The 24,888-nt window shown below is 68.9% G+C and carries 28 protein-coding genes; 18 read left to right on the forward strand and 10 right to left on the reverse strand.

The annotated features are described in order from the left end of the window. The first annotated feature begins 43 nt into the window (after positions 1–43). Positions 44–235, forward strand: a complete 192-nt coding sequence (locus ACSC1W_RS14345) for a DUF8107 family protein (protein ID WP_492764724.1) — start codon at positions 44–46, stop codon at positions 233–235. 5 nt (positions 236–240) lie between these two features. Here the strand turns inward: ACSC1W_RS14345 and ACSC1W_RS14350 are convergent, their stop codons facing one another. Together ACSC1W_RS14350 and ACSC1W_RS14355 are read right to left on the reverse strand one after the other, a co-directional pair. Next, positions 241–462, reverse strand: coding sequence for a hypothetical protein (locus tag ACSC1W_RS14350; protein WP_435348219.1), 222 nt, complete (start codon positions 460–462; stop codon positions 241–243). Positions 463–545: 83 nt separating this feature from the next. Next, positions 546–968, reverse strand: a complete 423-nt coding sequence (locus ACSC1W_RS14355) for an SRPBCC family protein (RefSeq protein WP_435348220.1) — start codon at positions 966–968, stop codon at positions 546–548. Between the two features lie 118 nt (positions 969–1,086). On the opposite strand from ACSC1W_RS14355, the gene upp reads away from it, so the two are divergent. Continuing rightward, on the forward strand, positions 1,087–1,764 hold the full coding sequence (gene upp, locus ACSC1W_RS14360) for a uracil phosphoribosyltransferase (protein ID WP_435348221.1): 678 nt from the start codon (positions 1,087–1,089) through the stop codon (positions 1,762–1,764). A 41-nt stretch (positions 1,765–1,805) separates the two neighbouring features. Next, positions 1,806–2,012, forward strand: a complete 207-nt coding sequence (locus tag ACSC1W_RS14365; protein WP_435348222.1) for a DUF7569 family protein — start codon at positions 1,806–1,808, stop codon at positions 2,010–2,012. Positions 2,013–2,520: 508 nt separating this feature from the next. Here ACSC1W_RS14365 and ACSC1W_RS14370 read toward each other — a convergent pair. Together ACSC1W_RS14370 and ACSC1W_RS14375 are read right to left on the reverse strand one after the other, a co-directional pair. After that, positions 2,521–3,477, reverse strand: coding sequence for a phosphotransferase family protein (locus ACSC1W_RS14370; protein ID WP_435348223.1), 957 nt, complete (start codon positions 3,475–3,477; stop codon positions 2,521–2,523). A gap of 59 nt (positions 3,478–3,536) precedes the next feature. Then, positions 3,537–5,597, reverse strand: a complete 2,061-nt coding sequence (locus ACSC1W_RS14375; protein ID WP_435348224.1) for a S9 family peptidase — start codon at positions 5,595–5,597, stop codon at positions 3,537–3,539. Positions 5,598–5,738: 141 nt separating this feature from the next. On the opposite strand from ACSC1W_RS14375, the gene ACSC1W_RS14380 reads away from it, so the two are divergent. Both ACSC1W_RS14380 and ACSC1W_RS14385 read left to right on the forward strand, forming a co-directional pair. Then, complete coding sequence (locus ACSC1W_RS14380; protein WP_435348225.1) at positions 5,739–7,598, forward strand: helicase C-terminal domain-containing protein; 1,860 nt, start codon at positions 5,739–5,741, stop codon at positions 7,596–7,598. A 240-nt stretch (positions 7,599–7,838) separates the two neighbouring features. Further along, positions 7,839–8,090, forward strand: a complete 252-nt coding sequence (locus ACSC1W_RS14385; RefSeq protein WP_435348226.1) for a hypothetical protein — start codon at positions 7,839–7,841, stop codon at positions 8,088–8,090. 1 nt (position 8,091) lies between these two features. Here ACSC1W_RS14385 and ACSC1W_RS14390 read toward each other — a convergent pair whose 3' ends face one another. The 3 genes from ACSC1W_RS14390 to ACSC1W_RS14400 form a co-directional block, all read right to left on the reverse strand. After that, entirely contained in the window at positions 8,092–8,367 is a 276-nt protein-coding gene (locus tag ACSC1W_RS14390; protein ID WP_435348227.1) for a hypothetical protein, read from the reverse strand. 152 nt (positions 8,368–8,519) lie between these two features. Then, the gene (locus ACSC1W_RS14395) at positions 8,520–9,599 is read right to left on the reverse strand and encodes a class I SAM-dependent methyltransferase (protein WP_435348228.1); all 1,080 of its coding nucleotides are present in this window, start codon (positions 9,597–9,599) and stop codon (positions 8,520–8,522) included. Between the two features lie 4 nt (positions 9,600–9,603). Then, the gene (locus tag ACSC1W_RS14400) at positions 9,604–10,731 is read right to left on the reverse strand and encodes a 60S ribosomal export protein NMD3 (RefSeq protein ID WP_435348229.1); all 1,128 of its coding nucleotides are present in this window, start codon (positions 10,729–10,731) and stop codon (positions 9,604–9,606) included. Between the two features lie 178 nt (positions 10,732–10,909). Between ACSC1W_RS14400 and htpX the strand changes: the two genes are divergently transcribed. From htpX to ACSC1W_RS14450, 10 genes are all read left to right on the forward strand, one after another. Next, positions 10,910–11,785 carry a zinc metalloprotease HtpX gene (htpX, locus tag ACSC1W_RS14405; RefSeq protein WP_435348230.1) on the forward strand — a complete coding sequence of 292 codons (876 nt, stop codon included), beginning with the start codon at positions 10,910–10,912 and terminating at the stop codon, positions 11,783–11,785. 5 nt (positions 11,786–11,790) lie between these two features. Next, entirely contained in the window at positions 11,791–12,228 is a 438-nt protein-coding gene (locus tag ACSC1W_RS14410; RefSeq protein ID WP_435348231.1) for a hypothetical protein, read from the forward strand. A gap of 25 nt (positions 12,229–12,253) precedes the next feature. Next, complete coding sequence (gene pspAB, locus ACSC1W_RS14415; RefSeq protein ID WP_435348232.1) at positions 12,254–12,859, forward strand: PspA-associated protein PspAB; 606 nt, start codon at positions 12,254–12,256, stop codon at positions 12,857–12,859. Positions 12,860–12,935: 76 nt separating this feature from the next. Then, a complete protein-coding gene (locus ACSC1W_RS14420; protein WP_435348233.1) occupies positions 12,936–13,901 on the forward strand; it encodes an ABC transporter permease subunit in 966 nt (321 codons plus the stop codon). A gap of 149 nt (positions 13,902–14,050) precedes the next feature. Further along, positions 14,051–15,082: a DNA repair and recombination protein RadA gene (radA, locus tag ACSC1W_RS14425; RefSeq protein ID WP_435348234.1), complete on the forward strand. Its 1,032-nt coding sequence runs from the start codon at positions 14,051–14,053 to the stop codon at positions 15,080–15,082. A gap of 77 nt (positions 15,083–15,159) precedes the next feature. After that, a complete protein-coding gene (locus ACSC1W_RS14430) occupies positions 15,160–15,549 on the forward strand; it encodes a DUF8147 domain-containing protein (RefSeq protein ID WP_435348235.1) in 390 nt (129 codons plus the stop codon). Between the two features lie 190 nt (positions 15,550–15,739). After that, positions 15,740–16,138: a hypothetical protein gene (locus tag ACSC1W_RS14435; RefSeq protein ID WP_435348236.1), complete on the forward strand. Its 399-nt coding sequence runs from the start codon at positions 15,740–15,742 to the stop codon at positions 16,136–16,138. A 58-nt stretch (positions 16,139–16,196) separates the two neighbouring features. Next, complete coding sequence (locus tag ACSC1W_RS14440) at positions 16,197–16,436, forward strand: sulfurtransferase TusA family protein (RefSeq protein ID WP_435348237.1); 240 nt, start codon at positions 16,197–16,199, stop codon at positions 16,434–16,436. A gap of 4 nt (positions 16,437–16,440) precedes the next feature. Beyond that, positions 16,441–17,583 carry an NAD(P)/FAD-dependent oxidoreductase gene (locus ACSC1W_RS14445; RefSeq protein WP_435348238.1) on the forward strand — a complete coding sequence of 381 codons (1,143 nt, stop codon included), beginning with the start codon at positions 16,441–16,443 and terminating at the stop codon, positions 17,581–17,583. A 10-nt stretch (positions 17,584–17,593) separates the two neighbouring features. Continuing rightward, positions 17,594–18,202 carry a helical membrane plugin domain-containing protein gene (locus ACSC1W_RS14450; RefSeq protein ID WP_435348239.1) on the forward strand — a complete coding sequence of 203 codons (609 nt, stop codon included), beginning with the start codon at positions 17,594–17,596 and terminating at the stop codon, positions 18,200–18,202. Between the two features lie 16 nt (positions 18,203–18,218). Here the strand turns inward: ACSC1W_RS14450 and sufU are convergent, their stop codons facing one another. Beyond that, complete coding sequence (sufU, locus tag ACSC1W_RS14455) at positions 18,219–18,644, reverse strand: Fe-S cluster assembly sulfur transfer protein SufU (RefSeq protein WP_435348240.1); 426 nt, start codon at positions 18,642–18,644, stop codon at positions 18,219–18,221. Between the two features lie 116 nt (positions 18,645–18,760). Between sufU and ACSC1W_RS14460 the strand changes: the two genes are divergently transcribed. Then, positions 18,761–20,296 (forward strand): LVIVD repeat-containing protein, encoded by a 1,536-nt coding sequence (locus ACSC1W_RS14460; RefSeq protein WP_435348241.1) that lies wholly within the window; start codon positions 18,761–18,763, stop codon positions 20,294–20,296. 20 nt (positions 20,297–20,316) lie between these two features. Here ACSC1W_RS14460 and ACSC1W_RS14465 read toward each other — a convergent pair whose 3' ends face one another. Both ACSC1W_RS14465 and ACSC1W_RS14470 read right to left on the reverse strand, forming a co-directional pair. Further along, on the reverse strand, positions 20,317–20,952 hold the full coding sequence (locus ACSC1W_RS14465) for an HD domain-containing protein (protein ID WP_435348243.1): 636 nt from the start codon (positions 20,950–20,952) through the stop codon (positions 20,317–20,319). Between the two features lie 90 nt (positions 20,953–21,042). After that, entirely contained in the window at positions 21,043–22,287 is a 1,245-nt protein-coding gene (locus ACSC1W_RS14470; protein WP_435348244.1) for an aminotransferase class V-fold PLP-dependent enzyme, read from the reverse strand. Between the two features lie 145 nt (positions 22,288–22,432). Here ACSC1W_RS14470 and ACSC1W_RS14475 point away from each other — a divergent pair, with 145 nt between their 5' ends. Continuing rightward, positions 22,433–22,990, forward strand: coding sequence for a KH domain-containing protein (locus ACSC1W_RS14475; protein ID WP_435348245.1), 558 nt, complete (start codon positions 22,433–22,435; stop codon positions 22,988–22,990). A gap of 187 nt (positions 22,991–23,177) precedes the next feature. Next, complete coding sequence (thsA, locus tag ACSC1W_RS14480; protein WP_435348359.1) at positions 23,178–24,854, forward strand: thermosome subunit alpha; 1,677 nt, start codon at positions 23,178–23,180, stop codon at positions 24,852–24,854. Positions 24,855–24,888: the final 34 nt, after the last annotated feature.

Consider the following 24,888-nt stretch of genomic DNA (forward strand, 5'->3'; position numbering starts at 1 on the left):
GTGTAAAGCCATCCCCGCCGCGCTGGAACTAAGTCACCGGGGCGTGTCGGGTCGGCACATGGCTTCGCAGGGTGACCCACGGGTGCTCTTCGTGATGAACCTCGTCCTCTCGGCGGTCTTCGCGGCCCTCATCCTCTGGGGGTCCGAGTTCGTCGGGGTGACGGAGTTCACCCTCGGCAGGTTCGTCGTGTTCACGGCTCTCCTGATGGTGATAACGCACCTCGCGACGCGATAGCCCCCTCAGCAGGCACAGCCTGTCGTGCCGGGCGAGCGCTCGAAGTGCATCTCCTCGCCGCACTCCGGACACGTGGGCGCTTCGTCGCCCTCGACCGCCGTGTCGAGCAGTCGTTCGCTACAGTCGTTACACCAGTACGCCCCCGACGACTGTTCCGTCGACGTCCCCCTGCTGGTCGACTGGGTCGACGCCGCCAGCATCTCCTTTATCGTGGTAACGACACTCATACGTGGAGGTCGTCGGACGCAGCCCTAAAGCCCGGGGCGGTCGTGCGACGCGTGCGCACAGACCCCGGTTCGGCGCGTCGCGCTCACCCCACCGCCTCGGCGAGTCGGTCGAGTACCCGACGGAGTTCCCCCCGGCGCTTCCACCCGGCGACCCGGTCGGTCACAGACCGGAGGGGGAGTCCCAGGTCGACCGTCGACGTCGCCGTCACGGTCGTCCCGTCGGCCGCCTGTTCGAGCGCGAGTCGCGTGTGCATCGACTCGAACGGCCCACGGTCGCCGACCTGCTCGTAGACGTAGCCCTCCACGTCGCCGTCCACGAACGGTCGAACCTCGAACGCAGCGCGCATCCCCGGGGCCGACGCCTCGACCAGCCAGCCGTCGTCGGCCTCGCGCACGTCCTGCACGTCGAAGGTCCCCTCCATCTCGATTATCGACCGGGCGTCGAGGTGTCGCGCCACGGTCGGACGCGACGCGTCGAGTCGGCGGGAGACGGAAACCTCGGCCATGGCGTCGACTCACGACCCCCGGGGGTAAAGTGGTACTGGACGCGTTCGGCCCCGAACGCACGACTCACGGCCGCGAGGGACCGGTACTTTCTATTGCCCAGGAATCGGCTCTACTCGTATGACCATCGAAGACCGTGGCGACGCCTACCTCGTCACACACGCGCTGGCGAAGGACACGCTGACGAAACTCCGCAGCATCGAGACCGAGCAGGTCGCCTTCCGGAAGGGCCTCGTGAAACTGGGGCGCATCTGCGGGTACGAGATAATCGACGGGCGGATGGAGACCCAGTACGTCGAGATAGAGACGCCCCTGGAGAAGATGATGGGCGAGCGCGTCAAGGGACTGGACGACGTGGTCATCATCAACGTCCTGCGCGCCGCGACGCCGTTCGTGGAGGGCCTGCTGAAGGCGTTCCCGCGCGCCCGGCAGGGCGTCATCTCGGCCTCGCGTGACGAGGAGGCGGGCCGCGACGAGGACGGCCAGTTCCCCATCACCATCGACTACGTGAAACTCCCGGAGATTCACGAGGAGGACACCGTCATCGTCGCCGACCCGATGCTCGCGACGGGGTCGACGATGTGTGCGGTGCTGGAACACGTGACCGAGCAGGCACCCGACCCGGAGCACCTCATCGTGCTGTCGGCGGTCAGCGCGCCGGAGGGACTGCTCCGCGTCGGCGAGACGGTCCCGGACGCGGACCTGCTGACGGTGGCCATCGACGACCACCTCGACGAGAACGGCTTCATCGTTCCGGGCCTCGGCGACGCCGGCGACCGGGCGTTCCGAACGACGTAGGGACCTGAACGCCTTTAACCGCCGAGTACGAGGACCTTTGCATGACCGACGATCCGTGTGACGAGTGCGGCGACCCCGTCACCGACGCGCTCTCGCGCACCGTCCAGTTGGCGGTCGACCGCACGCAGATAGACGCCCACCGGCTCTGTCCCGATTGTTTCGCGACGTGGATAGACCGGTACCAGCGCGAGATGCAGACCGGTTCGACGACGGTGAACGTCGGCGACGACGACATCATCGTCGACTGAACCCCTCGATTTCATCTCGAAGCCGGCAGACTGCGACGGGTCGGTGCGTCAGACATCTCCGAACGAAACCGACCGTCAGAGCGGTCGAGAGTGGTCTATACCCCTCCGGAGCTGCCCGGCGGGGTCGTCTCCGGTTCGAACCCCTTCCTTTCGTCTGGAATCCGCCGGACTGCGTCGACGGCGGGCGTCAGACATCTCCGAACGAAACCGACCGTGGGTGGGATACGGAGCGGTCCGTACCGCTGTAGAGTTACCTCGGCGCGAACCCCCACGTTTCCCGTCGAAACCCCGGGAATGCGTCGCGGTCGACCGTCGAACCGGTCCGGACGAAACCCACCAGGGGAGCGCTCCCCCGTGGTTCTGCCGGCTATAGCGACGGGGCGTTGGGACCTCGGTCGTCGACGTCGAACCCCCTCGTTTCGTGTCCGAATCGCACGACACAGGCGGGGTGTCGTCGGTCAAACTCCGGACGAAACGGTCCCCAGTTGGCGACCAGTTTGCACAGTAGTCAGAGCGCGTCGAGGCGGCGCTCCATCTCGGACTGGACCCACGTCGCGAACTCCTCGCGGGGGTCGTCGACGTACTCGGCCGTCTGCTCGAAGAAGCCGACGGTACCGAGGAACCGGACGGCGTCGTAGACCGGGGTGCGCTCGTCGTACCCGTCGGGGAGACCGCCCGCCCGCTCCCGGTAGCCGTCGTAGAACGCGGCGACGAGACGCTCGTCGCCCGGTTCGCGGAGCGAGTCGAGTTGCTGGTCCCTGGCGCGGTGGACGTCCCGGACCGGGTCGCCGACGTGGGCGATCTCCCAGTCGACGAAGCCGAACCGGTCCTCGCCGTAGAACGTGTTCGGCATGGCCGGGTCGCCGTGGACCAACGCGGCGGGGGCGTCGTCCAGCAGGTCGCGGTTCGCGCGGACGGCCGCGGCGACGTCGTCGAAGTAGCCGTCGAAGCGCTCGGATGGGGCACGAGCGCGCATCCTCGCAATCTTGTCGAGGAGGACGTCGGTCCACGGCGCGGCGTCGAGTTCGAGGCCGTCGGCACCGCCACCGACGACGTGTCCGTGCCGGTCGAAGCGCAGGTCGTGGAGTTCGGCCAGGGTCGCGCCGACCCGGCGGGCCATCGTTGCCCGTTCGTCGGCGTCGGCGTCGCCCCACGGCCCGACGAGACACTCGCCGGCCATCGGTGCGGTCGCGACGTAGGGGGCCTCGGCGTCGGTCTCGCTCGCCACGACGGTCGGGGCGCGGACCGCACAGTTCGCGTCGACGTAGTCGACGACGGGTGGTTCGACGCCGAGCCGCGACGCGTCGCCGTCGAGGGCCACCTTCAGGTAGACGGTCTCGCCGTCGTCGAAGTCGACCTTCGCCGACTCGTTGACCGGGTTCCACGAGATGCCCGCCGGCGACACGTCGGCGACGGTCCGACCGGGGAAGGCGTCGGCGAGGACCGACTCGATTCGACTGTCCATAGGTGGAGCAGACGAGTGACCGGAGAAGGTTTTGGGGTGGTGTGCGAACGGGTGACAGGCTATCCGTCGTCCTCGTCGCCCGCCGACAGGCCGGCGTCGCGCTCGCGCTCCAGCGCCGGTGGGACGTCGTGGTGGTCGCTGTACCCGTCGAACCAGCGTCGGATGCGTTCGAGTCGGTCGACGACGTGGCCCGGTTCGCCCGACCGCGAGAGTTCGTGGCCCTCGTCGGGGTACCGGACGAGTCGGGTCGGCGTCCCGGTCTTTCGCAACGCCCTGAAGAGGAACTCAGCGCCGTCGACGGGCACCCGGAAGTCGTTCTCGGCGTGCAGGACGAGCGTCGGCGCGTCGATGGCGTCGGCGTGGGCGATAGGCGACTGCTCCCAGAGGGTGGTGGGGTCGTCCCACGGGTCCGTCCCGAAGTCGCCCTCGACGAGGTGGTAGGCGACGTCGGTCGAACCGTAGAACCCGAGCAGGTCGTAGACGCCTCGCTGGGCGACGGTCGCCCGGAACCGGTCGCTTCGGGCGGACAGCCACGCCGTCAGGAACCCGCCGAAGGACCCGCCGGTGAGGAAGACGTTCGTCCCGTCGACGAACGCACGAGACGTGGCGTGGTCCACGCCGGCGAGTACGTCCGCACCGGTGACCGCGCCCCAGTCCCCCTCGATGGCCCGCATGAACGACTCGCCGTAGCCCGACGAACCGCGCGGGTTGCAGAAGAAGACGACGTACCCCGCCGTCGCCAGCGACTGGAACTCGTGCCACATCGTCCCCGACGGCGACCACATGACGTGGGGGCCGCCGTGGACGTTCACGACCAGCGGGTAGGTGTCGTTCGCGTCGAAGTCCGGCGGCGTGAGCAACCAGCCCTGTATCTCGTCGCCGTCGGGGCCCTCGAACCGGACCTCCTCCGGTTGGCTGACGGCCCGCCCCTCCAGGAACGCGGAGTTGCTACGGGTCAGGCGCGTCCCCTCGCCGCCGCCGGGCGTCGAGAGGAACACGTCGCCGGGGTGGTCCCACTCGCTGGCGACGTAGGCGACCACGTCTCGCCCCACGTCGGCCGCGGTGAGGTGCATCCCCCGGCCGGCGACGACGGTCGACTCGTCGGCGGATTCGTCGGCGTCCCAGGGGAGTCGCCGGAGGACGACCGACCCACCGTCGGGGGTCGCGACGTACAGCAGTTCCTCGTCGGCACCCCACTCCAGCACCGGTTCGTAGGCCATCGTCCGGTCGAGGCCGGCCGTCGGCGTCCGCGTCTCTCCCGTCGCCGGGTCGAAGACGCGCACCTCCGTCTGCTGGAGGGTCACCCGGTCCCGCGGCGTGTGGAAGTACGCCACCCGGCCGTCGCTGGTCGCCCGGAGCAGGCCGCCCCATCCCTCGTCCGTCGTCAGCACCGACCGGTCGTCGCCCGCCAGGTCGTGCGCCACCAGCTCGACCTGCAGGGCGTCGTCCGCGTCGTCGGTCGCCTCGTTGCCGACGCGACGGCCGTAGTACAGCGTCTGCGCGTCGACCCACGAGGGACAGAAGTGGTCCACGTCGCCGTCCGTGAGTCCGGTGAGCGCGTCGTCGTCGCCGTCGTCCCCCAGGTCGACGACGTAGACGTGCGCCCGGCGACCGTCGTGGTAGCGCTCGGCGGCCCGGTACACCGTCCGGTCGACGACGCGAGGGTCCGGGTCGGTCGGTTCGTACGACGGGTCGACGTCCAGGTCCCGCCCCGCCTCGCGGTCGTCGGGCGACACCTGCTGGACGAACGCGACACGCTCGCCGTCGGGGCTCCAGACCGGGTCGCCGACGTCCCCGGCGACCGAGGTGACCTGTCTCGCCTCGCCGCCGTCGGTCGGCACGACCCACAGCTGGCTCCGGTCGTCGTCACCGCCGCGCGTGCTGGTGAACGCGAGGCGGTCGCCCGACGGGGACCAGCGCGGTGCGGCGTCGACGCCGTCGCGGGCCGTGAACCGGCGGGCTTCGCCGCCGCCGACCGGCGCGACGTACACCGTCGCGTCGTAGGACTCGTCGTCGTCGGGCGTCCGCCTGACGAACGCGACGCGCTCCCCGCCGGGGGCGACCCGTGGCTCCGAGACGGACGCCAGTTCGTGGTAGTCCGCGGCCTCGATGGAATCCATGGCCCGGGCTTCGGTTCCACGTGAGAAAGACGTTCGGTTGGGTCGGGACCGTCCGTCACCGTCGACGATGCCCGACCAGCACCCGGACCGTACTATCCGTATCCGGAGACTTTACGACGGCCCGAACACACCGTCTCGACAGTGGACCCGTCTCGCATCCTCGCCGAGTTCCCCGCGCCCTCCTACCGCGGTGCCCAGGAGCAGGCGCTGTCAGACGTCCGGGCGGCGTTCGAGGCCGGGAACGACGTCGTCCTCGTCAGGGCACCGACCGGCAGCGGGAAGTCGCTCCTCGCCCGCGCCATCGCCGGCTGTGCGAAGGACGCGGACGAGGCGGCCCCCAGCGAGGCGACGGGGGCGTACTACACGACGCCGCAGGTGTCCCAACTGGACGACGTCGCGGCGGACTCGCTGCTCGACGACCTGAACGTCATCCGGGGGAAGTCGAACTACGACTGCATCCTGCCGGGCGAACGGAACACGCCGGTCAACCGCGCCCCCTGCGTCCGGGAGGCGGGGTACGACTGCTCGGTCCAGCACCGCTGTCCGTACTTCTCCGACCGGGCCATCGCCTCGAACCGGAACATCGCGGCGATGACGCTGGCGTACTTCATGCAGACCGCCGGGTCGGAGGTGTTCCGGACGCGCGACGTGGTCGTCGTCGACGAGGCCCACGGCCTGGCGGAGTGGGCGGAGATGTACGCGACCATCGAGGTGAACCCCCGGACCGTCCCGAACTGGGACGACCTCAGGGTGCCCGAACTCGACTCCGTCGAGCGTGCGGTCAGGTACGCCGAGAACGTGGTCGGGACGCTCGGGCGCCGGAAGGACGACCTGCTGGGGAAACCCGAACTCACGCCGGAGGAGGTACACGTCCGGGACAAACTGCAAGAGCGAATCGCCGAACTCGACTGGTTCGTCGAGGACTACCGCGACCCCGACAGCGCGACCGAGTGGCTCGTCGACCAGGAACCGGGCGACGGCGACGGCGACGGCGACGAGGGCGGCCCGTTCACCATCAAGCCGATGAACCCCGAGAAGTACCTCCAGCACACCGTCTGGGACCGGGGGAACAGGTTCGCCCTGCTGTCGGCGACCATCCTGAACAAGGACGCCTTCTGCCGGCAGGTGGGTCTGGACCCCTCGCGCACGGCGCTGGTGGACGTCGAGCACACCTTCCCCGTCGAGCACCGCCCGCTCTACGACGTGACGCAGGGGAAGATGACCTACGAGCACCGCGACGAGACGCTCCCGAAGGTCGCCCGCGTGGTGACCCGGGTGATGCAACGACACCCGGACGAGAAGGGGCTGATCCACTGCCACTCCTACGGCATCCAGGAACGCCTCGCCGACCTCCTGCGGGACTTCGGCGTCGGCCCGCGAATCCGGGTGCACTCCCGGGATGACCGCGACGCCGAACTCGACAGCTGGAAGGCCTGCGACGACCCCGAGGTGTTCCTCTCGGTGAAGATGGAGGAGGCGCTCGACCTGAAGGGCGACCTCTGTCGCTGGCAGGTGCTCTGCAAGGCCCCGTTCCTGAACACGGGCGACTCGCGGGTCGCCCACCGCCTCGAACAGGGCCAGTGGGCGTGGTACTACCGGGCGGCGCTCCGGACGGTCGTCCAGGCCTGCGGCCGGGTCGTCCGGTCGCCCGACGACCACGGCCACACCTACCTCGCGGATTCGAGCCTCGTGGACCTGTTCGACCGGGCGCGGAGCGACACGCCGCCGTGGTTCCGCGATCAGGTCGACCGCCTGTCGAGGCCGGACCTCCCCGCGTTCGACCCGGGGGCAGCGCTCTCGGGGGTCGACGACGTGACCGGCGGTCGGTCGCGGCACGCCGGTGGGAGAACGGCGTCGGGCAACGCCGACGGCGACGGCGGCGCAAGCGGTGGAGACGCCGGGTCGACCGGTGGCGACCAGGGCGGGACGACCGGTGGCCGGAACCGGCGGCGCCGCCGGTCGCGGTCGCCGATGGCCGACGTGTGGGACACCGACGGGTGAGGAGGACATCGGCGATGCGAGCGACCGGCGGCCGGGCGCCGCCGTCGCCTCAGAACGCGCTGATGACGCCGACGACCGAGGAGAGTACCATCAGCGCGACGAACACGAGCGCGACGACCTGCTGACGCGAGAGTCCGAACATACCCCTGGATTCTGACTCCGGGGGCTTCAACCTCTCGGCTGGTTCCGACTCGACGCCGGACCGTGCCGTATATGGCCGCGATGGACGAACCCGCAGGTATGGAAGACCGCACCTCGTGGCCGCGTCTCGCCCGCCCGGTCGGTGCGCTGTTGACCGTCGTCGGCGTGGCACACCTCGTCGCCCCCGACCGACTGCTCTCGCTGGCACGGACTGGGTACGGGACCGTCCTCGACGTCGAGTTCGCCCCCCGCGACGGCGCGAGGACCCGGGTGCGACTGCTCGGGGCGCTGTTCGTCGCCGCGGGTGCACACCTGCTCTATCACGGCGGCGTGCTGCCGAGGGGCGACTGAGTCAGGCCGTCGCGCGGCGGACGACGTAGCCGCCGAGCGCCAGCAGACCGGTCCAGCGGACGACCGACGCGAACCAGTCGCCGAGTCGGCGGAACCACCTGACTGGGTCGTACGGACGGTGGAAGAACGGGTCGAGCAGACCATGGAACAGCATCGAGACCAGGTCGAACGCCGACTCGACGAACCAGGCCACGAACAGTATCAGAACGACGCCGAGCAGGAGTCGAGGGAGTTCACCGACGACCCAGTGCAGGTCCTCGTCGCGTGTCGAAGGCATACACCCGAGTGCCGAGTGCAATCGATAAAAACCCCATCGGTCCGGGTGGCACGAACGCGTCAGTCCGTCGCACGACGGACGACGTACCCGAGCGCCAGCAACAGCCCCGTCCAGCGACCACATCAGATGTCTCGTCCTGTCGACCGGACGAATCAGTCCACGCGTGCGTCGACGACGACGTGAGCGACGCCCTCGCTGTGACTCTTGACCCGTCGACGGTCGCGGACCGTCACGTCCCGGCCGTGCCCGGCGGCCACCGTTTCGAGTCGGGCGACGGGCCGCGTCCACGGGTCGGTGTCGGGTTCGGTCGCGTGGACGTGGACGACGCCACCGGGTTCGAGTGCGTCGAGGGCGGCGTCGAGGTAGTCCCGGTCGCCGTCGGTTGCCGGTTCGGCGGCGTCGTAGTAGCCCATGACCACGCGGTCCGCCGTCGCCTCCACGTCGCGACAGTCGCCGAGGACGAGTTCCATCCGGTCGAGCACGTCGTTCATGGCGGCGTTCTCGCCGAGGTAGCGGAACGCCTCCGGGTTCTTCTCGACGGCGGTGACCCGCGCGCCGGCCCGGGCCATCGGGAGCGCGAAGTAGCCGATGCCGGCGAACATGTCCAGCACGCGCTCGTCGGGGTCGGCGACGTAGCCCATGCGGACGCGCTCGGCCTGGTTGCCCGGCGAGAACATGACTCTCGAGAGGTCCAGCCCGTACCGGGTGCCGTGTTCGACGTGGACCGTCTCCGTGTCGCCGAGGCCGGCGACGACGCGCACGCTCGGTTCGCGGAACTCGCCGTCGACCCCCTCGCGGGCGCAGACGGTGTCCGCCTCGCCGTGGAGGTCAAGCAGCGCCTCGCCGACGTCGCGTTCCGCCTCGGCGTCGAGTTCGGGCAGCGAGACGAGGACGACGGAGCCGACGACGGCCCACGACGACGGCGCGCTGGCCACCGCCTCGTCGTCCCAGCCGCGCTCTTCGAGCAGGGTCGCGAGGTCGGGAGCGCGGGCGACGGGGTCGGTCTGGCGGACGACCCGACGGACGCGCGTCTCCGTGGGGGCCGCCGTCACCGGGAGCGCGACCGTCTCCTCGTCGACCGACTGGACGCGGCGCTCGTCGTCGTAGACGCCCTCCGAGCGCAGGCTGGCGATGGCCACCTCCGTCCGTGGTTTCTCGACGACGGCGGCGAGGGGGTCAGTCCCGAGGTCGGGGGGAGGACCTGTCGGTCCGTCCGCGTCGTCGCCGGTCATCGCGTCACCACCAGTCGTCCTCGTCGTCCTCCTCGGGCGGGAGGACGTGCAGGCCGGCGCGACTCTTGAGGACGGTGACCGTGTCGCCCTCCGGTTCGAAGTAGTCCGGGCGTGCGATGGTCTTCGCCTGGTACGTCTCCGGGTCGAGCACCTGCACGGCGTGGTCGTCCTCGACGGTGACGAGCGACGTCTCGACGCCTTCCTCGACCGTCCCGAGTTTGCGCGCGTCGGGCGCGTCCCCCTCCTCGTAACTCGCCTCGTAGCGTTCGCCGGTCGTGACGCGTACGCCCTTCAGGTTCCCCTGGACGCTGCTGACCAGCACCGGACCGCCCTCGTCGTCGGCGAGGTCGATGACGTCGCCGGGGCGGTACGGCGGCAGGCGGACGGCGTAGGTGACGCGGTAGACCTCGTTGCCGTCCTCGTCCTCCGTGACGAGCGTCTCGTGGTCGGTCCAGGCGCCGCCGAACTCCTCGACCACCTTCGCGGCGATCTGCTTGCCGATGTTGTTGGTCGACACCTTCACGTCGAGGCCGTCGGGCGTCTCGCCCATCTCGGTGACGAAGGCGTTCCGGTCGCCCGTCGCCTCCATCCGGTCGACGACGGCGTTCGATATCTCCTTCGCGCGCGCTATCTCCTCGGCGTCCGGCGTCCGGTCGGCCGCCCGGATCTGCACGATGGAGGCGTAGTAGTCGCCCGCGATGCGGCCACACCGGGTGCAGGTCTGGCGCGCGATGCGGACCGGGACCGTCACCTCGGCCTCGCGGTACTGGCCGCGGACGATGCCGGTGAACAGGCAGTGCATCCGGATGGTGTTCTGGTCGACCTGTTCGGGTTCGACCTGCCACGACACGTCCTCGGCGTCGACGTGGACCGCGAGCGCGTCGGCGACCTCGTCGATGGCGACGTCGGTGTAGTCGTCGGCCCCGACGTCCACCCAGCGGTTCCCGCGGTGGACCGCACCGCAGGTCGCACACACGCGGACGTCGATGGTGTCGGGCGCGTCGACGAGTTCGAACTGCTCGAAGTAGCAGTCGTCGCAGACGCCCACGTCGGACTTGCCCAGCGGGTCGCTGGCGGCGGCCGCCGACATGGGCTCGCCACAGCGGGGACAGAAGGAACGCTGGTCGGTCATTGGCGGTGTGTAGTCCGTTCGGCCGTATAAAGCGCAGGATTGGCGGCGGACGCGAGTTCGGGATTCGACCGGCGTCCCGTGCGCCCTCGCGTGACCGCGACGCGCGACGTGAACGTATCGAAGCAACACCGCGTTCTGTGGCGACGAACTTTAGACCGCTCGCTCCCTCCCTGCGAATATGGAATGGAAGGCGGACTGGGGCCTCAGGTTCCGTATGTTCGTGACGATGCTGCTCCTGACGGGGTTGTACCTCGTCTTCATCGCCGCCCTGACGGTCTATCTCGGCGGGGGGATGACCAGCATCGTCCTCGTGTTCGCGCTCTTCGCCGGTGCGCAGTGGTACTTCAGCGACAGTTTGACCCTGTGGAGCATGGGCGCGAGGGAGGTCGACGAGTCGGAGTACCCCGAACTCCACGGGATGGTCCGACGGCTCTCCCAGCAGGCCGACGTGCCGGTGCCGAAGGTGGCCGTCGTGGACTCTCGCGTGCCCAACGCGTTCGCGACCGGGCGCACGCAGAAGCACTCGGCGGTCTGCGTCACGACGGGGCTGATGAACACGCTGAACCGGGAAGAACTCGAGGGCGTCATCGCCCACGAACTCTCACACGTCAAGAACCGCGACGTGATGGTGATGACGGTGGCGTCGTTCCTCTCGACCATCGCCTTCCTCATCTTCCGGTTCGGCTTCTGGTTCGGCGGCGGCCGGGACCGGAACAACGGGGGCATCCTCGTCGCCATCGGCGTCTCGCTCCTCGTGTGGATACTCTCGTACCTGCTCATCAGGGCGCTGTCGCGCTACCGGGAGTTCGCCGCCGACCGGGGCGCGGCAACCATCACCGGTCAGCCGTCGGCGCTCGCGTCGGCGCTGATGAAGATATCGGGCCGGATGGAGTCGGTGCCGACGGAGGACATGCGCGACCAGGCTGAGATGAACGCGTTCTTCATCATCCCCGTCTCGGCGGGCGCCCTCACCCGCCTGTTCAGCACGCACCCCTCGACCGAGCGACGTATCGAGGCGCTCCAGCGCCTCGAACGCGAGATGGAGACCGCGTGAGAACGATGGACCGCGCACGGGTCGGGACGCTCGTGCTCGTCGCCGGACTGGTCGTCGCCGCACACCCCGTCTACCTCGGGCTCCATCCCGGCGACACGACGGTCGACGTGCGGGCCGAACCGGCCGACGTCGCGGACGTCTCCGAGGACCGCATCGCCGACGCGTCCGACCTCCCCGGGCCGACGCAGGACGCGCTCGTCGAGGCCGTCGAGGACGGCGAGGCGACGCGCTGGCGCGTCGCCGACCGCGGGGCCGTCGACCCACTCGTCGAGCACGACTTCGTCCGCCTCGACGGCGAGACGTACCGGGTCCGGGTCTTCGCGGACGAGGGACTGCTCGGTCACGTCGACACCGTCGTCTCTCCGCTGGTCGCACTCGTCGGCGTGCTCGGCGTGTTCGTCGGTGCCCGGACGTTCTGGGACGCCCACAATAGGGACTCCTAAGACGCCCCCTGTCCTTCACCCGCGTATGGGGCTGCTCGATTCGATCCGTGAGGTCCTCGGAGTGCGGGCCGAGGCCGACGCCACCCGCGACGCCGACCCGGACGACCTGTTCGGGATGAGCACGGCCTACATCACGATGGCGGCCGAACTCGGCTACGACCCGACCGGCGACGCCGCACTCTGTTTCTCCGGCGTCGACAGCACAGACTTCGCCGACGCCGTCCAGGAAGTCGAGACCATCCTCGAGGCTGGGTCCGAGGAGACCGGCACGGCCTTCGACCTGCACGAGGACGACCACGGCTACCACTGGGTCGTACTCCACGACGAGGACTTCGAGGACCTCGTGACCAGCCTCCACTTCGCGGCCGACACGTTCATCGAACGCGGCTACGGGTCGCGCCTCCTCGCGGCCGTCTTCGGGTTCGCCGACGACGGCCGGTCGGCCTACTGGATCTACTCGTTCCGTCGGGGCGCGTACTACCCGTTCGCCCCCCGCGGCGGCCAGGAACGCGACGACGGCGTGGAGTTCAAACTGGAGACGAACCTCGACGGCGAACTCGACGTCGAGTCCGACAAGCAGTACTGGTACCCCCTGTGGCCGAGTCGCGCCGGGGGCCACCCCTGGGAGTAGGCCGACGGGCCGTCCAGAGAAACGAGTAGCGTCCGGACCCACTCTTTTTGTTCGAGGGACATGAATCGGGTGCACGATGCGTCGCCCGTCCCCTCCCCCGGTCACCTGGACACAGTTTCTCGCCGCCCGAACCGCCGTCGCTGCCATCTCCCTGACCGCCGTCGCGAGTGCCATCTTCGCCCTCGTCCGGTTCGGCCCGTTCGGTCCCGTCGTGGCGCTGACCGAACCGGGGACGTCACGGGAGGTCGTCGCCGCCCTCCGCCGAGACATCGAGGGTACCACCCGACTCGGCGACGGCTACCTCGCCACCGTCGGCGACCTGTTCGTGTTCGACCTCGGCCAGTCGGTGATACTCTCGGACGGACCGGCGCGACCCCTGGTCGCCGAGGCCGTCCTGCCGACGCTCGTGCTCGTCGCCGGGGCACTCTGCCTCGTGACCGTCGTCGCGCTCCCCGTCGGCGTCGCCGCGGGCTACCTCGACGGTCGTCTCGGCCGGGCCGTCGACGACCTCGCGGTGTTCGGCCGGAGCGTCCCGAACTTCTGGCTGGCCGTCGTCGCTGTCGCCCTCTTCTGGCCCGGACTCGGCGTCGCTGCACCGTCAGAGTCCGGCGTCCTCGCCCTGTTCGTCTCGTCGGCGGCCGTCGCGTCCGCGCTCGTCGCGACCCGCGTCCGGACGACCGCCGGTGCGGTCCGGGAGGCGCGTCGAGACGGCCACGTCGACGCTGCCCGGGCGAAGGGGCTCTCCAGTCGAACCGTCCTCTGGCGACACGTGGCCCCCGTCGCGCTACTGGCGCACCTGCGGGGGGTCGGCGACGACGCCGCGTACCTCGTCGGGGCCGTGACCGTCGTCGAACTGACGACGCCGCACCTCCCCGGCGTCGACGCCTCGGGACTCGGGTACCTGTTCTACCAGGCGACCGTCCAGGGCGACCTCACGCTCGCCGGGACGCTCGCGTTCCTGTTCGCGGCCGCCGTCGTGGCCGTCCGGTTCTGTGGCGACCTCGCGCTGGCGCTGGTCGACCCCCGGGTCGGGCCAGGGTGAGACGCGTTCGACCGGTCCGAACCGGCGCGTCGCGGCTTCCGGTGTGATCCCTCGCCACCGATTCGAATCTACCCCGACGCCTGCCTCTACTTTCACTTTCACTCCCCTGTTTACGGGGGTTTATCATCCAACGGGACACACCAGCAGGTATGGCAGACGCAGACCTCGAGAAACTCCCCGGTGTAGGACCGGCAACGGCAGACAAACTCCGCGACGCTGGCTTCGACTCGTTCCAGGGCATCGCGGTGGCGTCCCCCTCCGAACTGTCGAACACGGCCGACGTCGGCGAGTCCAGCGCCGCCGACATCGTCCAGGCCGCCCGCGAGGAGGCCGACATCGGCGGCTTCGAGACCGGGTCGGCCGTCCTCGAACGACGCAACCAGATCGGGAAGCTCAGCTGGCAGATCGACGAGGTCGACGAGTTGCTCGGCGGCGGCGTCGAGACCCAGTCCATCACCGAGGTGTACGGCGAGTTCGGGGCCGGCAAGTCCCAGGTCACACACCAGCTCTCGGTGAACGTCCAGTTGCCGAAGGAGGTCGGCGGCCTCCGTGGCTCGGTCATCTTCATCGACTCCGAGGACACGTTCCGTCCCGAGCGCATCGACGACATGGTCCGCGGACTCCCGGAGGAGGCCATCGAGGCCACCCTCGAGGACCGCGACATGGAGGGCTCGCCCGACGACGAGGAGACGATGGACGACCTCGTCGACGCCTTCCTCGACAAGATACACGTCGCGAAGGGCTTCAACTCGAACCACCAGATGCTCCTGGCCGAGAAGGCACAGGAACTCGCCGGCGAACACGAGGACGGCGAGTGGCCCGTCCGCCTGCTCTGTGTCGACTCGCTCACCGCGCACTTCCGCGCCGAGTACGTCGGTCGTGGCGAACTCGCCGACCGGCAGCAGAAACTCAACAAGCACCTGCACGACCTGGACAAGGTCGGGAACCTCTTCAACTGCGCCGTCGTCGTGACCAACCAGGTCGCCTCGAACCCCGACTCGTTCTTCGGCGACCCGACCCAGCCCATCGGTGGGAACATCCTCGGCCACAAGTCGACGTTCCGGATGTACCTGCGCAAGTCCAAGGGCGACAAGCGCATCGTCCGCCTCGTCGACGCACCGAACCTCGCCGACGGCGAGGCCGTGATGCGGGTCCAGGACGGCGGCCTGCGCCCCGAGTAACGCCGCCGTCGACGGGGTCCGTTCAGACCGGACCCGGCGGAGACCGCTTTTTCACGCACGCGAACGTACCGTCCTGCATGGACGCTCGACGCTCGCTGACGGCCCTCGGTTCGGGAGTGACCACGTTCCTGCTCGTCGGTGCCCTCGTCGTCGAACTCGTCGGCGGCGACGTCCCCGGCGGGATACTCGGGGTCCTCGGCGGACTGGTCGCCGGCGTCGCCGCCACCGCCGGCGTCTGGGTCACGCTCGGCGAGGCCAGCGACGTCGCCCGGCGCGTCGCGCTGGGGTACGCCACGTTCGGCTACGCCTTCGTCGGCATCTGGTTCCTCCGGTACGCCCACGTCGCCGGTCTCCGGTCCACCGTCGACGTGCCGATGCAGGTCGGCCTCAGCGTCGCCCTGGCTGTACTGGTCGCCGCCTGGGACTGGGCGGGGACCCGGCGAGGCAGGGAGCGAAGCCCGCAGTAGTGCGCAGATTTGTACAAGACTGTGCCAGTCACGTTCCCGCAAGGTTACCAGTTACGCCAGTAATAGTGCCATATGGACCCGGATACTCACGTCGAAACACCGTGCTACCACCGGTCATCGTTCTCGTAATCTTGGAACCCAGCTACAATACTATATCCGTGGCGTGCCTATCATCACCTGTGAAGACACCATGAACGGCTATGCGATCGTCATCGCGACGGAGGAATTCGAGAAGATAACCGCCGTCAGCATCATCGGCTCCATCGCCGCAGCCTCGGACATCCCCGTCGACGTGTTCGTGACCATGAACGGACTTCGGCCGTTCGAACGCGAGGTCGTCGAGACCCGGGACTTCGAGACCGGCGCGCTCGGGGAGGCCATGCTGACGAGCGAGGAGACGGAGATACCCCTCTTCACGGACCAGTTCCGTGACGCCAAGGAGATGGGCCCGATGAACGTCTACGCCTGCACGATGGCGATGGAGATGTGGGGCCGCGAACTCGAGGACTACGTCGACATCTTCGACGGCGAACTCGGGGTCTCCGGCTTCCTGAACAGGGCCGCGGACAAGCAGGTCGTCTTCGTCTGAGCCTGCCCGGCCACCGTATCGCCAACCGACCACCACCCAGACAACGAGACACACAACGATGACCGAACAGATCAACGCCGACGTAACGATAGACGCACGCGGTTCCGGCTGCCCCGGCCCCCTGATGGACCTCATCGGGAAGATCAAGACGGCCGACGCCGGCACCGTGTTCGAACTCCAGACCTCCGACCGTGGCTCGGTCACCGACGTGCCCGAGTGGGTCGAGAAGGCCGGTCACGAACTCGTCGACACCGTAGAGCGCGACGACTACTGGAGCATCTACGTGGAGAAGGTGTGAGACCATGACCCGAATCGTCGTCGTCGGGGGCGGAACCGGCGGCACCATCCTCGCCAACCGGCTCGTCGAGAACCTCGACCACGAGGTCGCGGCCGGCGAGGTCGAGGTGACGCTGGTCAACGACTCCCCCGACCACGTGTACAAACCGACGTACCTGTACGTCCCGTTCGGCAAGAAGACCGCCGAGGAGGCCGTCCGGCCCCTCGCGGACCTCGTCGACCGGCGGGTCGAACTGGAGATAAACCGCGTCGTCGACATCGACACCGACGACAAGACCCTGGCACTGCAGGACGGCCGCGACACGCTGTCCTACGACTACCTCGTGCTGGCCACCGGCGCGAAACTGGTGCCCGACGAGGTTCCCGGCCTCGTGGAGGGCGGCCACCACTTCTACGGGGCGGAGGGGGCCGAGACGCTCCGCGACGCCCTGGCCGACTTCGACGGCGGCCACCTCGTGCTGAGCGTCGTCGGCGTCCCGCACATGTGTCCGGCCGCACCCGTCGAGTTCGTGATGATGGCCGACGAGTGGTTCCGCGAGCGCGGCATCCGCGACGAGGTCGACATCACCTACACCTACCCCATCCAGCGCCTGCACGGCCTCCAGCCGGTCTCCGACTGGATGGAGCCGCGCTTCGCCGAGCGGGGCATCGACACGGTGACCTTCTTCAACGCGGAGGAGGTCGACCCCGACGAGAAGGTCGTCCGGTCGATGGAGGGCGAGGCGGTGGACTACGACCTGCTCGTGGCCATCCCGCCCCACACCGGCGACGAACTCATCGCGGACTCCGGCCTCGGCGACGACGGCTGGGTGGCGGTCGACAAACACACCCTCGAAGCCGACAACGCCGAGGACGTCTTCGCGATGGGGGACGCCGCCGACGTGCCGACCAGCAAGGCCGGTTCCGTCGCCCACTACGAGGCCGACGTCGTCGCCGACCGCATCGCCAGCAAGGTCCGCGGGCAGCTCCCGACGGCGACGTTCGACGGGAAGGCCGTCTGCTTCATCGAGGCGGGCATGAACGAGGCGACGTTCATCGAGTTCGACTACGAACGGTCGCCGGTGATGCGGGACGAGTCCCGTCCGATCCACCTGGCGAAACTGGCGTACAACGAGACCTACTGGCTGACCGCCAGGGGGCTCCTCTGAGGTGATAGCGATGGCAGAATCGCCACAGGAGCTCGAGGTCGACGACCTCACGGCGGCCATCGAACAGAACCCCGAGGCCGTCGCCGAGTTCGTCGAGCGCCTCGACGCGGTGAACGAGCTGCTCGACGTGCTCGAACTCGGCACGAGCGCCATGGACGACGAGATGATGATGCGGCTGGCCAGCACCGGCAGCACGCTGGTGGAGTCCGCCGACGCGGCGGCGACGCCCGGGACGGTCCGCCTCGCCGAGGCCGTCGGCAACGACGGCGAGGACCTGGCCGGCGCGCTGGAGACGCTGGCCGAACTCCAGCGCGACGGGACCCTCGACGACCTGGCCGCGCTGACCGACCTGCTGGGGCTGGCGAACGGTGCGCTCGACGACGAGATGGCGATACGGCTGGCCAGCACCGGCAGCAACCTGGGCGAAGTCGCCGACGCCGCCGCCGACCCGGACACGGTCCGTGGCCTGGAACGGATGCTCGACGCGGTGGGCGACGCGAACGCGGCGGAGTCCGAACCGGTCGGGGCCATCGGTCTCGTGAAGGCGACCAGGGACCCCGAGGTCAGGAGTGGCCTCGGCTACCTGCTCGCGCTGGCGAGGGCGCTCGGCAGAGCGTGAGAACGAGCGTCCGCGGTCAGTCGTCGTCTTCGGTCGTCGTCTTCTCGACGTCGAGTTCGCCGCGGTAGATGTCCGCACCGTCCTGTGCCACCTTCTCGGCCAGCACCGCGCACTTGATGCGCATTGGCGAGATGTCGACGCCGAGCATGTCGACGACGTCGTCGCGGTCCATCTCGGCGAGTTCGTCGAGCGTCTTGCCCCGGAGTTTCTGCGAGAGCATGCTCGCGGAGGCCTGCGAGATGGCACAGCCGTCGCCCCGGAAGGCGACCGCGGCTATCGTCTCGTCGTCGTCTTCGAGTTTCACGTCGATACGGATCTCGTCGCCACACATCGGGTTCTCGCCGACGTGCGAGAACGTCGCATCCTCGATCTCCCCGTAGTTCCGGGGGTTCTTGTAGTGGTCGAGGATCTGCTGGCGGTACATGTCCGAGCCCATTCCCATTGTTGGTCGTGGCTACGGGAGTGCGGTGGAAAAGGGTTCCGCAGGCGCGGGCGGAGGGTCAAACGAACGTTTGAGGTTTGGACACGCACTTGGCTCCCGTTCGCGTCCTGGGAGGTATGGTCCCCAACCCGACCGACGACGGACGCGGCCGACCAAGTGGGGTCGGCCGCCGGCGCGTTCTCGCCGGCCTGGCAACCGTGACGGCAGCGAGTACCGTCTCGTCGACGACCGCGACCGCGACGAGCGCCCCGGCCGACCGTACGCCACTCGAACCCGCCGGCGAACTGGCGCTCCAGGGCGTCTGCGAGGTCGTCGTCAGCGAGACCGGCGAGACGGCCTTCGCCGCGACGCGTGACGGCTTCGCCACCGTCGACGTGTCGGACCCGGCGAACCCGACGGTGCTCGCCGAGGAGCGCGACCTGACCCACGAGGGTCGCGGCCCGATGCGGCGCATCTACGACGTGAAGTACGCGAACGGGAGACTCGTCGTCGCCGGTCCCAACGCCGGCGGGTCGAACGAACTGTCGGGCTTCTTCCTCTACGACGTGTCGGACCCGGCGTCGCCGGAGCGGGTGGCGTTCCAGGCGACGAACCACGGCATCCACAACTGCTTCTTCGACGGCGACCGCGTCTACCTCACCGGGAGCGGCGTCACCCACGAACCGACGATGCTGTACGACGTCTCCGGCGACACCCCGGAGAAGGTCGGCGAGTGGTCGGCCGTCGACGAGGACGACGCCTGGCGCGACGCCGGCCGGAACGCCCTCTCCTGTCACGACGTCTACGTCCAGGACGACACGCTCTACGTCGCCTACTGGGACGCCGGTACGTGGGTCGTCGACGTCTCGGACCCGGCGAACCCGAGCGCCATCGCCCGTCTCGGCGGCCACGACGTCGAGTACCTCTCCACGGTCGCCGACGGGTTCACCGCCGAGCTCGTCGAACTCCCCGGGAACGCACACTACGTCCAGCCGAACGCCGACGGCTCCGAGGTGTACGTCGGCAAGGAGGCATGGGACCACCAGGAGACCGACCACGACGGCGGTCCCGGCGGCATCGAACTCTGGTCGATGGACGGCGACGCCCCGACGCGAGAGACGATACTCGCACCCCCGGAGGACAACAGGGGGGCGACCTCGCACAACTTCGGCGTCGACGGCGACCGACTCTACACCTCGTGGTACGGCGGCGGCGTCCGCGTCTACGACGTGAGCGACGTGACCGCACCACGACTCCTCGGTGCGTGGCGCGACGACGAGAACGCGGTGTTCTGGGCAGCGAAGCCCATCCAAGAGGGCTTCGTCGGTGCGAGCTACCAGAACCCGAGCAACAGTCGCGAGGAACGTCAGCAGGGCGTCGGAGCGCGCCTGCTCGTCTTCCCGGAACCCGGGGGCGAGGGGACGGCGGCCCCGACGATGGAACCCCGGCCCGTCCCCGACCGAGACACCGGCACGTCGGACGGTGGCGGCACGACGGTGCCCGGCCACGACGGGACGCCGACGCCGACCAGCGCGTCGACCGGCGACACGGCCACCCCGACCGATGACGGCGGCGGGGGCAGCGGTAGCACCCCGGGGTTCGGGACGCTCGCGGCGCTCGCCAGCGTCGGTGCGGCCGCCGGACTGGCCCGTCGCTGGCGGACCGACGACTGACGGGGGCCTCGGCGACCGCTTCAGCGCTCGCCCCCGACCTCCCGCTCGAATCGCTCGACGAACGTCTCGACGAAGGCGTGCCGGTCCTCGGCGACGGCGCGTCCGGCGTCGGTGTACATCCGGTCGCGGATGCGGAGCAGTTTCTTGTGGACGTGGTTCAGGGCCGTCCGGCCGGCGGCCGTCTCGTCCGTCGAGGGGGGCAGGGCCGGGTCGTGGATTGGACGTTCGAACTCGCCGGCGTGGGCGAACGTCCGGGCGAGGCCGACCGCGCCGATGGCGTCGAGGTTGTCGGCGTCACAGAGCAGTTCCGCCTCCGTCGTCGTCGGTTCGACGTCGTTCGAGAACCGGTGGGCGCGGACGCAGTGGGCAACGGCGTCGACGGCGGTTCGGTCGGCGTCGAACTCCCGGAGGATGCGGCCGGCCTCCTCGGCGCCCCACTCGGCGTGGTCGGCTATCTCGCCCGCCGTCTCACGCTTGCGTCCGACGTCGTGGAGCCACGCCGCCGCGAACAGCACGTCCTCGTCGACGGGACGGTCGGTCGTCGCGGCCAGTTCCTCCGCGTTGGCGACGACGCGCTGGACGTGGTGCCAGTCGTGGGTCGGCGAGAGCCCGCCGAAGTAGGTCTCTGCGCGCTCCCGGAGGGCGGTCAGGTCCATGAATTCGGGGAACACTGCCGGCGACAAAAACGGTTCGGAGGACGGGACCGTCCCGCTGGACGCCCGTCGGAGCACGCGGACGCGGAGCCCTCAGGCGAACAACTGTCGCGCGTCGTCGATGGCCTCGACGAGCACGTCCACTTCGGCCTCGGTGTTGTAGATGTAGAACGACGCACGTGCGGAGGCGGCGACGCCGAGCTTGTCGTGCAACGGCTGGGTGCAGTGGTCGCCGGCCCGGATGGCGACGCCGTGGTCGTTGACGATGCTCGCCAGGTCGTGGGCGTGGACGCCGTCGACGTTGAACGCGACGAGCCCCCCACGGCCCTGGTCCGGCGACGGGCCGTAGATATCGACGTCGTCGTACCCGGAGAGCCGGTCGTACGCGTAGCGCGCGAGGCGACTCTCGTGGCGCTCGATGCGGTCCATGCCGATGTCGTCGAGGTAGTCGATGGCCGCGTCGAGACCGACCGCCTGTGCGATGAGCGGCGTCCCGGCCTCGAACTTCCACGGGAGGTCGTTCCACGTCGAGTCCTCGAACGTGACCTTGCGTATCATGTCCCCGCCGTAGAGGTACGGCTGCATCGAGTCGAGGACGTGTTCCTTGCCGTAGAGGACGCCGATGCCGGTCGGGCCGGCCATCTTGTGACCCGAGAAGGCGTAGAAGTCGGCGTCGATGGCGCCGACGTCGACCGGACGGGTCGGGACCGCCTGCGCGCCGTCGATGAACGCGTAGGCGTCGTGCTCGTGGGCCAGGTCGACGATGTCGGAGACCGGGTTGACCGTCCCGAGCGTGTTCGAGACGTGGACGACGCTGACCAGCTTCGTGTCGTCGGTGACGAGGTCGGCGGCGGCGTCCATGTCCAGCAGTCCGTCGTCGTCGATGGGGACGTACTTCACCGTCGCGCCGGTCCGCTTGGCCATCTGTTGCCAGGTCACCAGCGACGCGTGGTGTTCCATCTCGGTGAGGACCACCTCGTCGCCGGGACCGAGTTCGTCCAGGCCCCAGGCGTACGCGACGAGGTTCATCGCTTCGGTCGTGTTCTTCGTGAAGACGACCTCTTCGCGGCCGTCGGCACCGATGAACTCGGCGACGCGGTCGTGGGCCTCCTCGTAGGCGATGGAGGCCTCCTGGCTCAACTGGTGGACGCCGCGGTGGACGTTCGCGTTGTAGCCGTAGTAGTAGTCGACGATGGCCTCGACGACCTGTCGTGGGGTCTGACTCGTCGCCCCGTTGTCGAGGTAGACCAGTGGGACGCCGCCCACGTCCCGTTCGAGGACCGGGAAGTCCGCCCGGATGGCCTCGACGTCCAGTGGTTCGATGTCCGATGTGCTCATTACCTTATTTTGGGGACCCTAGACCCAACTGTCCTTCGGTCCGTCACCGTCGCCGGCGACGCCCGTGAACCACGCGAGGGCGGTGGAGCGGACGGAAAAAGTCCACTGCCGAAGCCTTAAACGGGTTCGAATCCTACGCCGGTGTATGCAGCAGCACGTGAAGATTCCGCAGGACCGCATCGGCGTGCTGATCGGCGAGGGCGGTGAGACGATGCGACGGATCGAGAACCGGGCGGGTGTCCGACTGGACATCGACTCGGAGAACGGGTCCGTCGCGATCGAGCAGGTCGGCGACCCCATCGACGCGCTGAAGGGGCCCGACATCGTCCAGGCCATCGGCCGTGGCTTCCCCCCCGAGGAGGCCCTGTCGTTACTCGACGACGAGATGCGGATGTTCGACCTGATAGACATCGATTCCGCGGCACGAAACAAGCGCGACCTGAAGCGAAAGAAGGGCCGACTCATCGGCGAGAACGGCCGTACCCGCGAACTCATGGAGGACCTCACGGGGTCGAACGTCGTCATCTACGGTTCGACCCTCGGCGTCATCGGCGGCCCGGAGCAGGTCCAGATCGTCCGCGAGGCGGCAGAGCGCCTCCTCGACGGAGCACCCCACGGGTCGGTGTACGCCTACCTGGAGCGCAAGCACAACGAACTCAAGCGCAAGGGCATGGAGTACCACCGGTACCCCGGCGGGACGTAGAGGCCACCGGACCAGCCAGCGTCCGCGTCCGCCGTCCTCCCGCCCGTTCTCGAACGAGTATATAAAGATAGTGTGAGAGTGCATCTCACATCGCCGAATGCAGGGCACGTAGACAGGTCACTCTGCCCTCTACAGAAATGTTTATATAGAATGCCATTCAATCATTCGACCGACTATGGCACAGCAGATGGGTAACCAGCCCCTCATCGTACTTTCGGAGGACAGCCAGCGAACGTCCGGACGTGACGCACAGTCGATGAACATCACGGCCGGCAAGGCCGTCGCCGAGGCCGTACGGACGACACTCGGCCCGAAAGGGATGGACAAGATGCTCGTCGACTCGACGGGCGGCGTCGTCGTCACGAACGACGGCGTGACCATCCTGAAGGAGATGGACATCGAGCACCCGGCCGCGAACATGATCGTCGAGGTCGCCCAGACCCAGGAGGACGAGGTCGGCGACGGGACGACCACCGCCGTCGTCGTCTCCGGCGAACTGCTGAAGAAGGCCGAGGAACTCCTCGAGCAGGACGTCCACGCGACGACCATCGCGAACGGGTACCGCCAGGCCGCCGAGAAGGCCAAGGAGATCCTCGACGAGGCCGCCATCGACGTCGACGAGGACGACCGCGAGTACCTCGAACAGATCGCCGCCACGGCGATGACCGGCAAGGGCGCCGAGTCCGCGAAGGACCTCCTCGCCGAACTCGTCGTCGACGCCGTCCTCGCCGTCAAGGACGAGGAGGGCATCGACGCCGACAACATCAAGATCGAGAAGATCGTCGGCGGTTCCGTCGACAACTCCGAACTCGTCGACGGCGTCCTCCTCGACAAGACCCGCGTCCACGACAACATGCCCTTCTTCGTCGAGGACGCCAACGTGGCCGTCATCGACGACGCGCTCGAAGTGCGCGAGACCGAGATTGACGCCGAGGTCAACGTCACCGACCCCGACCAGCTCCAGCAGTTCCTCGACCAGGAGGAGAAGCAGCTGAAGGAGATGGTCGACACGCTCGTCGAGGCCGGTGCCGACGCGGTCTTCGTCGGCGACGGCATCGACGACATGGCCCAGCACTACCTCGCACAGGAGGGCATCTTCGCGGTCCGCCGCGTCAAGGACTCCGACGCGAAGCGCATCGCCCGCGCGACCGGCGCCCGCGTCGTCGCCAACGTCGACGACGTCGAGGCCGACGACCTCGGCTTCGCCGGCCGCATCAGCCAGCAGGACGTCGGCGGCTCCGAGCAGGTCCTCATCGAGGACGTCGAGGACGCCAAGTCCGTCACGCTCCTCCTCCGCGGCGGCACCGAGCACGTCGTCGACGAGGTCGAGCGCGCCATCGACGACTCCCTGGGCGTGGTCCGCACGACCATCGAGGACGGCACCGTCCTCCCCGGCGGCGGCGCACCCGAGGTCGAGATGGCCCTCGAACTCCGCGACTTCGCCGACTCCGTCGGCGGCCGCGAACAGCTGGCCGTCGAGGCGTTCGCCGACGCGCTGGAGGTCATCCCGCGCACCCTCGCCGAGAACGCCGGGCTGGACTCCATCGACAGCCTCGTCGAACTCCGCTCGCGCCACGACGGCGGCGAGTACGGTGCGGGTCTCGACGCCTACTCCGGCGACGTCATCGACATGGAAGCCGAGGGCGTCGTCGAGCCGCGGCGCGTGAAGAGCCAGGCCATCGAGTCCGCCACCGAGGCGGCCGTCATGCTCCTGCGCATCGACGACGTCATCGCCGCGGGCGACCTCTCCGGCGGCAAGGTCGACGGCGACGACGGCGGCGACGAGATGCCCCCGGGCGGCGGCGGCATGGGCGGCGGTATGGGCGGCATGGGCGGCATGGGCGGCATGGGCGGCGCGATGTAGAATCGGGCAACGCCCGGTTCTCGTAGACCGTCAG

The sequence above is a fragment of the Haloarchaeobius marinus genome (assembly GCF_051207415.1).
Lineage (GTDB): Archaea > Halobacteriota > Halobacteria > Halobacteriales > Natrialbaceae > Haloarchaeobius.